We start from the raw sequence: 360 nt of genomic DNA on the forward strand, positions 1-360 counted from the left end.
TGACTAACTACTATCGTCTAAATTTATGCTACCGCTTTTCTGTTTTTACCTGTTTTCATCAAGCCATCGTAATGTCTATTCAACAAATACGAATTGATTTGTTGCATAGTGTCAATCGCTACACCAACCATAATCAATAGTGATGTTCCTCCAAAGAACAATGCCCAACCTTGGGTAACATTCATTAGTTTTACAATAATTGCAGGGAACACTGCTATTAGTGCCAAAAATATAGAACCAGGCAAAGTTATCTGAGACATTATTTTATCAAGGTACTCTGAAGTTTCAGACCCTGGACGAATTCCTGGAATAAAACCTCCACTACGTTTTAAATCGTCTGCCATTTTGTTAGTTGGTACT

Annotated in this window: 1 pseudogene; it reads right to left on the reverse strand. The window is 36.4% G+C overall.

From position 1 onward, the window contains the following. Nucleotides 1–23: 23 nt before the first annotated feature. Nucleotides 24–360: pseudogene (locus tag J8281_RS19260) on the reverse strand (preprotein translocase subunit SecY); the annotation flags it as partial.

Origin of the sequence: Aquimarina sp. U1-2 (assembly GCF_017897595.1) — a bacterium.
GTDB lineage: Bacteria > Bacteroidota > Bacteroidia > Flavobacteriales > Flavobacteriaceae > Aquimarina.